Below are 1,456 nucleotides of genomic sequence, written 5' to 3' on the forward strand. Positions count from 1 at the left end.
CCCGGGCCCGCGCGGTGGCCGACCACGGCGGCGGCGTGCGCGTCCTGGCCGCCGAGGAGCCCCCGGGCGCGCGGCGGGCGGGGGTGGGACCGGCCGTGGAGGCGCTGGACCTGCCCTCCTCCTGGCACGACGCCCGCAAGGCGCTGCGCTTCACCGCCCGGGGCACCGGCGCCGACCCGGGCCCGCGCGTGGTGTTCGCCGAGGAGTTGGGCGGGCTGCTGCTCCTGGCCGACACCGTGCGGCCCGGCGGCGAACCGGTGCCGGACGTCGCGGCCCTGGAACGGGTGGCACGCGAGGCCCCGCCGCTGCTGGCGGTCCTGGACGCGGTGGCCTCCTCCCCCAGTCTGCGGGCGGCGGCCCGGGCGCAGGGCCAGCACCACTCCACGCTCCAGGAAGGCCTGGGGCGGGCCGAACGCCTGCTGGGCTGGCCGGTGCGCGAGGTGTCGGGGCGGCTGCGCCTCCAGGTGGCACTGGCCCTGCGCCGGTTGTACTGCAATCTCTGATTGTCGTTCTTGTTTTTCCCCCAGTTGAGATAAGTGAAGGAAACAGGCACCTTTACGACGTAGATTCAAATATTCGGCCGACCCCTCACCGCGGTTCGGAGCACCTTGCGTCACGCCAGCCACGCTTTCGGTCAGCGCACCTTTGGCGAACGCTCCTACTCCATGACGGTGATGCCCAGGGCGGCCAGGATGGCGCCCGCCTGCACCGGACTGATGCCGGCCCCCCGCAGGTATCCGGCCTGCTCCAGGGTGGGCTCCCCCAGATCGGCGCCGCGCAGGTCGGCCCCCGCCAGCTTGACGTTGACCAGGTTCGCGCCGCGCAGCCGCGAGTCCCTCCACACCGTCTCACGCAGATCCGCGCTGGCCAGGTCGGCCTCGTCCATGCGCAGCCCCTCCAGGGTCTGCCCGCGCAGCACCAGGCCCTTGCAGCGGGCCAGCATGAGGTTGCAGTGCGCGAAGGTGTAGCCGATCCCCCGGAGCGAGTTCAGCGCGGCCCCGGTCATCCGGCAGCCGGTGAAGGCGGTGTCGGTGAGCAGGGCGCCCTGCCAGCGGGTGTTGGCCAGGTCCACCCGCTCGAACCTGGTCTCGGTGCACTCGGCGTGCGAGAACGCCGCCCCCGAGGCACTGCCCCCGGTGAACACCGCGCCCTCCAGGACGGCCCGCTCCAGGCGGGCCCCGTCCAGGCGGCAGTCGCGGAAGACGGCGTCGACCAGGTCGGCGTCGCGCAGGTCCGCCTCGGTCAGGTCGCAGTGGGTGAACACGCGCGGTGCGTCCAGGGGCCGGGACAGCTGGTCGCGCAGGTCGGCGCCGTTCAGATCGGCGTCGGTGGTCTCGGGGAGAAGGAGGTCGGTACTCATCGCCAGCACCCTAGCGGTGACCCGTGACACGCGTGCTCCGGCGCGCCCGTCCCCCGACGCGGGCCGCCCGGTGCGCGTCGCTCCCCTCCCCCGCCC

The 1,456-nt window shown here is 73.9% G+C and carries 2 protein-coding genes; one reads left to right on the forward strand and one right to left on the reverse strand.

Annotated features, from left to right (window positions below; translation table 11 throughout):
• A partial coding sequence (locus DQW06_RS27285; protein WP_198662564.1) for a helix-turn-helix domain-containing protein occupies positions 1 to 503 on the forward strand: 503 nt, incomplete at its 5' end.
• A gap of 155 nt (positions 504 to 658) precedes the next feature.
• On the opposite strand, the gene DQW06_RS27290 is transcribed toward DQW06_RS27285, so the two are convergent.
• The gene (locus DQW06_RS27290; protein ID WP_117199567.1) at positions 659 to 1,360 is read right to left on the reverse strand and encodes a pentapeptide repeat-containing protein; all 702 of its coding nucleotides are present in this window, start codon (positions 1,358 to 1,360) and stop codon (positions 659 to 661) included.
• Between the last annotated feature and the right edge of the window lie 96 nt (positions 1,361 to 1,456).

Origin of the sequence: Nocardiopsis sp. TNDT3 (assembly GCF_003427465.1) — a bacterium.
Classification (GTDB): domain Bacteria; phylum Actinomycetota; class Actinomycetes; order Streptosporangiales; family Streptosporangiaceae; genus Nocardiopsis; species Nocardiopsis dassonvillei.